Below are 7507 nucleotides of genomic sequence, written 5' to 3'. Positions count from 1 at the left end.
GCCCGTGAGCGGGCGGCGCGCGTTCTTGTGGTGTGCGGTCAGGCCTGTGCGGCGCGGCGGCGGAGCCGCGCGCGGCGGATCCACTTCTCGAGCTCGATCAGCACCGGCACGAGCAGCGCCAGGCCGAGCGCCGTCAGCCATTCGTCGCCCGAGAGGCTCGTCGTGCCCACGAGACGCTGCATGAAGGGCACCTCGACCGCGACGACCGTGAGGGCGAGCGGGATCGACAGCCACTTCACCGCGTCGATGATCGGAGCGGCCAAGCCCGACTCGGGGTCGCGGCGCATGACCAGACCGCCGAAGATCGAGCCGAGCGCGCAGACCGCGAAGGCCATCGTGACCGGGACGTTCGGGGCGCTCGGGTTCTCCGGGTTGAGCAGGTCGGGGTAGATGAGCAGCGGAACGAGCGTCGTGATGAAGATCAGGCCGCCGTAGATGAACCACAGCGTGACAGCGCCGGGGTTCGCGATCGTCTTCTTGGGGTCGCGCGGCGGCTTCAGCATGATGCCGTCGGGCACCGGGTCGAGGAGGATCACGATCACGGGGAAGATGGCGACGAAGAAGTTCAGGAACAGCACCATGATCGGCGTGAGCGGCACGCCGCTGTTGATGCCGAAGATGCTCGCGACGAGGAAGAGCAGCACGAGCGAGAACAGCTGCGACATCTGGAACCGGACGTAGCTGACGATCTTCTCGTAGATGGAGCGGCCCAGGCGGACCGCGGTCACGAGGGTGCCGAAGTTGTCGTCGACGAGGATCATCTTCCCCGCCTGCTTCGTGACGTCGCTGCCGGAGCCCATCGCGACGCCGATGTCGGCCTGCTTGAGCGCGGCGGCGTCGTTCACGGCGTCGCCCGTCATCGCGACCACCGCGCCCTGCTCCTGCATGAGGCGGGCGAGGCGCAGCTTGTCCTCCGGGGTGACGCGGCCGAACATGTGCAGACGCGGCAGCGCCGCCTTCAGCTCGTCGTCGCTCATCGCCTGGATCTCGGCGCCGCTGGCGGCCCCGTCGCCGAGCCCGAGCTTCGCGCCGATCGCGGCGGCGGTGATCGCGTGGTCGCCCGTGATCATGCGGACCTCGATGCCGGCCTCGCGCGCGATGCGGACGGCCTCCTTCGAGGACGGCCGCAGCGGGTCGATGATGCCGACGAGGCCGACGAAGGTGAGGTCGGACACGGCCGCCATCGGGTCGTCGGCCACCGGCGCGTCGGAGGCGAAGCGGCGGAACGCGAACGCGAGCACGCGCAGCCCCTGCTCCGAGAGCGAGCGGTTCGCCTCGAGGATCGCGTCGCGGCGGTCGGCGATCGGCACGACGCCCTCCATCGTCGCGACCGAGCTGCAGCGGTCGAGCACGACGTCGGGTCCGCCCTTGACGTAGCCCACGAGGGTTTCGACGCCCTCCACCGGGATCTCGTGGAAGGTGCCCATGAACTTGTAGGCCGAGTCGAACGGCACTTCGGCGACGCGAGGGAACTTCGCCCGCGTGAGTTCCGCATCGGAGCCGAGCTTGGCGGCGAGCACCACGAGGGCGGCCTCGGTCGGGTCGCCGATCACGGCGCCGTCGTCGGAGACGGTCGCGTCGCTGCAGAGCGTCAGCCCCAGCGCGAGCTGGTTGAACTGCGGCACCGGCAGGCCGGCGACGTGGCGCACCTCGCCGGTCTTCTCGTAGCCGGAGCCCGCGACGGTGAACCACTCGCCGCGGTAGTAGAGCGACTCGACCGTCATCTCGTTCATCGTGAGCGTGCCGGTCTTGTCGGAGTTGATGGCGCTCGTCGCACCGAGCGTCTCGACATCCGTCAGGTTCTTGACGACCGCCTTGTGCTCGGCGAGCTGGCGCGAGCCGTACGAGAGCATCGCCTGCACGAAGGAGGGCATGCCCGTGGGGATCGCTGAGATCGCCATCGAGATGCCGAGCAGGATCACCGACTGGAGCGGCTGATCACGCAGGAGGCCGGCGATGATGATGATCGCGACGGCTCCCCAGGCGATCCAGCCGAGGACTCCGGTGAGCGAGTCGAGCTCGCGCTGCAGCGGCGACTTGGCGGGCTTCACGGCCGACAGCATCGACGCGATCTGGCCCATCTGCGTCTGCATGCCGGTGTCGGTGATGACGACCGTGGCCGTGCCGCGGGTCACCTGGGTGTTCTGGAACACCATGTCGGTGCGGTCGCCGAGCGTCGTGTCGGGGTCGGTGAGAGCGCCGGCGTCTTTCGGGATCGGCGCGCTCTCACCCGTGAGCGCGGCCTCCTGCGTCTCGAGCGTCGCCGAGCGCACGATGCGTCCGTCGGCGGGCACGATGTCGCCGGCCTCGAGGGCGACGATGTCGCCCGGCACCAGGGTCGTGGCGTCGACTTGCACGAGCGACCCGTCGCGGACGACCTTCGCCTGCGGGATCTGCATCTTGGCGAGGGCGTCGACGGATGCCTTCGCCTTGAGCTCCTGCCGCGTGCCGAGCACGATGTTGAGCACGACGAGGGCGCCGACGAGGATGCCGACGCTCACCTGGTTGATGAACAGGCTGATGATCGCGACGGCGACCAGCATGATGTTCATCGGGTCGGCGAGCTGCTGCAGCGCGACCTGCCAGGTCGACGGCGGCTTCTCTGCGGCGATCGAGTTGGGGCCGTGCTCGGCGAGCCGCTGGGCGGCGTCGGCGGCGGTGAGGCCGCGGTCGCGGTCGCTGCGGAGGGCCGCGACGACGGCGTCAGCGTCTTGCGTGTACCAGGGGGCTTCCCCTGCCGTGTCGGGCGAGGTGTCCACGGTGCTCATGGCACGAACATAGCGCCGCGCCGTGGCCCCGCGACAGAGAATTCGCGGGCGCGTCGCCGGGGTTCAGTCGTCGAGGCGCTCGCGCAGGCGGCGGGCCACTTCCGCGGTCGGCATCGCGCGCGGGAACACGGCCACCACGACCTGCTCGGCGGCGGGATCCGCCTCGCTGTCGGGCAGCACGCCGAAGCGCCGACGGGCGTCGTCGAGGGCCGTGCGCAGCACCGAGACCGGCACCTTCTTCGGGCCGCGGATGAGACGGCGCAGCACGTGATTGTGGACCGCGGTGACGAGGGCCGAGAAGCCGACGGCGTCGAGCGGGTCGAGGCCGGGCAGCGACGCGCGCAGGTACTCGTCGAAGAGCCGCTCGTACCGGAACACCGTCACGATCTCGCGGTCACGCAGCGCCGGCACACCGCGGACGACGGCGTAGCGTCGCCGGGCGAGCTCGGGGTCGGCCGCGAAGTGCGCATAGACGAAGAGGGATGCCTCGCATACGGCCGCCCACGGATCCCGGTGCGGCTGCGCCAGGAACTCCCGCAGGCGTTCCAGCAGCAGCTCGTGGTCGGTGAAGACCACGTCGTCCTTGCCGCCGAACTGCCGGAAGAAGGTCGAGCGCGACACCCCGGCCGCCTGTGCGATCTGCTCCACCGAGGTCTGATCGAAGCCCTGCTCGGCGAACAGCTCGAGCGCGGCGGCGACCACGGCGGCGCGGGACGCGGCCTGGGCGGCAGAGGCGGCAGCGGTGTCGGACATCTCGGGGAGAGCCTAGTGCTCGCGCCGCCGCGAGCGCGGCATGATCACGCGCGCCGCGTCGGCATCGTGCGCTCGCATTGTCAACGGGGTCGACACGGGTGCGGTCGAGGTCTTCACTGGGTCCATGACGCCGATCTGGAGGATCGATGCCGGCAGCGTCGCCGGCACGCCGTTCGCGTCCGGGCGGCGGCGCGACGTGGTGGTCGTGGGCGCCGGGCTGACGGGGCTGTCCACCGCACTGCTCCTGACGCGCCAGGGAATGGACGTCGCCGTCGTCGACGCGGCCGAGGTGGGCGGGCTCGCATCCGGAGCGAACACCGGCAAGCTGACCCTGCTGCAGGGGTCGGTGCTCTCGAGCCTGCGCCGCCACCACCCCGCGCGGCTGGTCCGCGCGTACGTCGAGTCCAACCGCGACGGCGCGGAGTGGCTGACCGCCATCGCCGACGAGCTCGGCGTGCCGTACTCCCGGCGTGCGGCCTACTCGTACGCGCAGACGCCGGAGGGCGCCGCGTGCATCGAGGCGGAGCTGCGCGCGGCCGTCGAGGCCGGGCTCCCGGTGCGGCGGGTCGAGCCGGACCAGCTCGCGCAGTCGCCGTTCGACATGGTCGATGCGGTGGCGCTCGATCGACAGGTCGCGATCGATCCTCAGCGCCTCCTGGTCGCCCTCGCCCAGGCTCTGCTGCGTGAGGGAGGCACGCTGCACGCCGGCGTGCGCGTCACCCGCGTGCACGCGGTGCCGTGGTCCGGCGTCGAGACGACGGAGGGGTTCCTCGCGGCCGACCACGTCGTGCTCGCCACCGCGACCCCGATCACCGACCGGGGCCTCTACTTCGCCAAGGTGCGAGGGCTGCGCTCGTCGTGCGTGGCGTTCGAGACCGCCGGACCCCTCCCCGAGGGGCTCTACATCTCGGTCGACGGCGCGACCAAGTCGGTGCGCTCGATCACCCCCGAGGACGGCCCCGCCGAGGCGGCGCAGCTCATCGTCGGCGGCAACGGCTTCCCCGTCGGGCGTGCGCCGTCCCCGCTCGCGTGCGTGAACGGCCTCGTGTCGTGGACGCAGCATCACTTCCCCGGCGCAGAGCCGGTGGCCTCGTGGTCGGCGCAGGACTACGAGTCCCACGACCTCATCCCCTTCGTCGGCGCGATGCCGCGCGGGCTCGGCCGTATCCGGTTCGCGACCGGCTACGCGAAGTGGGGGCTGTCGAACGCCCCGGCCGCCGCGCTGCGCCTGACCGCGGAGATCTGCCGCGTGCCGCGACGCGACCGCCCCGATTGGATGAACGTCATCTCGTCGCGGTTCACGGTGCCCGCCGACCTCGCCCGCGGCGGAGTGGAGAACCTGCGCGTCGGGTGGGAGGCGGCGTCGGGGTGGATCGGTGCGCAGACCGTGCCGACCCCGGTGCGCCGCCCCGCCGAGGGGGAGGGCGTCGTGGCGAGCCGAGCCGGGCAGCCGGTGGGGATCTCGACGGTCGGCGGACGCACCTGCGCGGTGAGTGCCGTCTGCACCCACCTCGGCGGCGTGCTGCGGTGGAACGACGCCGACCTCACGTGGGACTGCCCGCTGCACGCGTCGCGGTTCACGGCGGACGGGGCCCGCATCGAGGGTCCCGCCCTGCGCGATCTCGCGCGCCTGCCCCGTGTGCCGGGCGAGGAGCTCGACGACGAGCCCGGCGCGGAGCTCGACGACGAGCCCGACGCGTCGCTGCTGTCAGAACCGGACATTCACCGGTAGTAGGCTGGGGCACTGGTCGATATCTCGACGTCGAGACGCTTTCCGCGTCATCCCCACCCCCATTCGCCACCTGCGAAGGAAATCACTGTGGATCTGTACGAGTACCAGGCACGAGACCTTTTCGAGAAGTACGAGGTGCCGGTGCTCGCCGGCATCGTCGCGGACACGCCGGAGGAGGTGCGTGCCGCAGCCGAGAAGATCGGCGGTGTCGTCGTCGTCAAGGCCCAGGTCAAGACCGGCGGTCGTGGCAAGGCCGGCGGCGTGAAGGTCGCGAAGACGCCCGACGAGGCCTACGAGGCCGCGAAGGCGATTCTCGGCCTCGACATCAAGGGTCACGTCGTCAAGCGCGTCATGGTCGCGCAGGGTGCCCGCATCGACAAGGAGTACTACTTCTCGGTGCTGCTGGACCGCGCCAACCGCTCGTACCTGTCGCTTGCGAGCGTCGAGGGCGGCATGGAGATCGAAGAGCTCGCCGTCGAGCGTCCCGAGGCCCTCGCCCGCATCGACGTCAACCCCGGGACCGGCATCGACAAGGCGAAGGCCGTCGAGATCGCCGAGGCCGCCGGCTTCTCCGCCGACCTGGTCGACAAGGTGAGCGACGTCTTCGTCAAGCTCTACAACGTCTACAAGGGCGAGGACGCGACGCTCGTCGAGGTCAACCCGCTCGTTCTCACCGAAGAGGGCGACGTCATCGCCCTCGACGGCAAGGTCTCGCTCGACGAGAACGCCGACTTCCGCCACGCCGGCCACGCGCTCCTCGAGGACAAGGACGCCGCCGACCCGCTCGAGGCGAAGGCCAAGGCCAACGACCTCAATTACGTCAAGCTCGACGGCGAGGTCGGCGTGATCGGCAACGGTGCGGGCCTTGTCATGTCGACGCTCGACGTGGTCGCATACGCGGGTGAGAACCACGGCGGCGTGAAGCCCGCCAACTTCCTCGACATCGGCGGCGGCGCCTCGGCAGAGGTCATGGCCGCCGGCCTCGACGTCATCCTCGGCGACCCGCAGGTCAAGAGCGTGTTCGTCAACGTGTTCGGCGGCATCACCGCGTGCGACGCGGTCGCCAAGGGCATCGTCGGCGCGCTCGCCGAGCTCGGTCACTCGGCGTCGAAGCCGCTGGTCGTGCGCCTGGACGGCAACAAGGTCGAGGAGGGCCGCGCGATCCTGCGCGATGCCAACCACCCGCTCGTGACCCTGGCCGAGACGATGGACGAGGGCGCCGACAAGGCCGCCGAGCTCGCCAACGCTTGAACCGCAGACATCTGACAGAGGAACCGAACAACAATGTCGATCTTTCTTGACAAGGACTCCAAGGTCATCGTCCAGGGCATCACCGGCGGCGAGGGCACCAAGCACACCGCGCTCATGCTCAAGGCCGGCACCCAGGTCGTCGGCGGCGTGAACGCCCGCAAGGCCGGCACCACCGTGCTGCACACCGACGCCGACGGCAACCCCATCGAGCTCCCCGTCTTCGCCTCGGTGCAGGAGGCCATCGACGCCACCGGCGCCGACGTCTCGATCGCATTCGTGCCTCCCGCGTTCACGAAGAGCGCGATGGTCGAGGCCATCGACTCCGAGATCCCCCTGCTCGTCGTGATCACCGAGGGTGTGCCCGTGGGCGACACCGCCGAGGCCTGGGCCTACGCGCAGTCCAAGGGGAACAAGACCCGCATCATCGGCCCGAACTGCCCCGGCATCATCACGCCGGGCGAGTCGCTGGTCGGCATCACGCCCGCCAACATCACCGGCAAGGGCCCGATCGGCCTCGTGTCGAAGTCGGGCACCCTGACGTACCAGATGATGTACGAGCTGCGCGAGATCGGCTTCTCGACGGCCATCGGCATCGGCGGCGACCCGATCATCGGCACCACCCACATCGACGCGCTCGCCGCGTTCGAGGCCGATCCCGAGACCAAGGCGATCGTCATGATCGGCGAGATCGGCGGCGACGCCGAGGAGCGCGCGGCCGACTTCATCAAGGCCAACGTGACCAAGCCGGTCGTCGGCTACGTCGCGGGCTTCACCGCCCCCGAGGGCAAGACCATGGGCCACGCCGGCGCCATCGTGTCGGGCTCCGCGGGCACCGCGCAGGCGAAGAAGGAGGCCCTCGAGGCCGCCGGCGTCAAGGTCGGCAAGACGCCGTCCGAGACCGCGTCGCTCATGCGCGAGATCATCGAGAGCCTCTGACCCTCACCGGTCGCCGAGCCCGAGAAGAGGGACGGATGCTGCAGCCCCGGGCTGCAGCATCCGTCCC

General features: G+C 70.5%; 5 protein-coding genes. 3 read left to right on the top strand and 2 right to left on the bottom strand.

Annotated features, from left to right (window positions below; genetic code table 11):
- Positions 1-38: 38 nt before the first annotated feature.
- Together ACFQ7C_RS20220 and ACFQ7C_RS20215 are read right to left on the bottom strand one after the other, a co-directional pair.
- On the bottom strand, positions 39-2768 hold the full coding sequence (locus ACFQ7C_RS20220) for a cation-translocating P-type ATPase (RefSeq protein WP_378905752.1): 2730 nt from the start codon (positions 2766-2768) through the stop codon (positions 39-41).
- A 63-nt stretch (positions 2769-2831) separates the two neighbouring features.
- Positions 2832-3521 (bottom strand): TetR family transcriptional regulator, encoded by a 690-nt coding sequence (locus tag ACFQ7C_RS20215; RefSeq protein WP_378905749.1) that lies wholly within the window; start codon positions 3519-3521, stop codon positions 2832-2834.
- Between the two features lie 124 nt (positions 3522-3645).
- Between ACFQ7C_RS20215 and ACFQ7C_RS20210 the strand changes: the two genes are divergently transcribed.
- From ACFQ7C_RS20210 to sucD, 3 genes are all read left to right on the top strand, one after another.
- Positions 3646-5253, top strand: coding sequence for an FAD-dependent oxidoreductase (locus ACFQ7C_RS20210; RefSeq protein WP_378905746.1), 1608 nt, complete (start codon positions 3646-3648; stop codon positions 5251-5253).
- Between the two features lie 87 nt (positions 5254-5340).
- On the top strand, positions 5341-6504 hold the full coding sequence (sucC, locus tag ACFQ7C_RS20205) for an ADP-forming succinate--CoA ligase subunit beta (RefSeq protein ID WP_378905743.1): 1164 nt from the start codon (positions 5341-5343) through the stop codon (positions 6502-6504).
- A gap of 33 nt (positions 6505-6537) precedes the next feature.
- The gene (sucD, locus tag ACFQ7C_RS20200) at positions 6538-7440 is read left to right on the top strand and encodes a succinate--CoA ligase subunit alpha (protein WP_378905740.1); all 903 of its coding nucleotides are present in this window, start codon (positions 6538-6540) and stop codon (positions 7438-7440) included.
- Positions 7441-7507: the final 67 nt, after the last annotated feature.

The organism is Microbacterium sp. NPDC056569 (genome assembly GCF_042793475.1).
Taxonomy (GTDB): Bacteria; Actinomycetota; Actinomycetes; order Actinomycetales; family Microbacteriaceae; genus Microbacterium.
The sequence above is the reverse complement of the archived record's forward strand: the minus strand, read 5'-3'. Positions and strand labels throughout refer to the sequence as shown.

What these genes read in the sequence shown, in the direction of transcription:
- ACFQ7C_RS20220 (WP_378905752.1), bottom strand. Translation starts at nt 2,768, where the DNA reads ATGAGCACCGTGGACACCTCGCCCGACACGGCAGGGGAAGCCCCCTGG.
- ACFQ7C_RS20215 (WP_378905749.1), bottom strand. Translation starts at nt 3,521, where the DNA reads ATGTCCGACACCGCTGCCGCCTCTGCCGCCCAGGCCGCGTCCCGCGCC.
- ACFQ7C_RS20210 (WP_378905746.1), top strand. Translation starts at nt 3,646, where the DNA reads ATGACGCCGATCTGGAGGATCGATGCCGGCAGCGTCGCCGGCACGCCG.
- sucD (WP_378905740.1), top strand. Translation starts at nt 6,538, where the DNA reads ATGTCGATCTTTCTTGACAAGGACTCCAAGGTCATCGTCCAGGGCATC.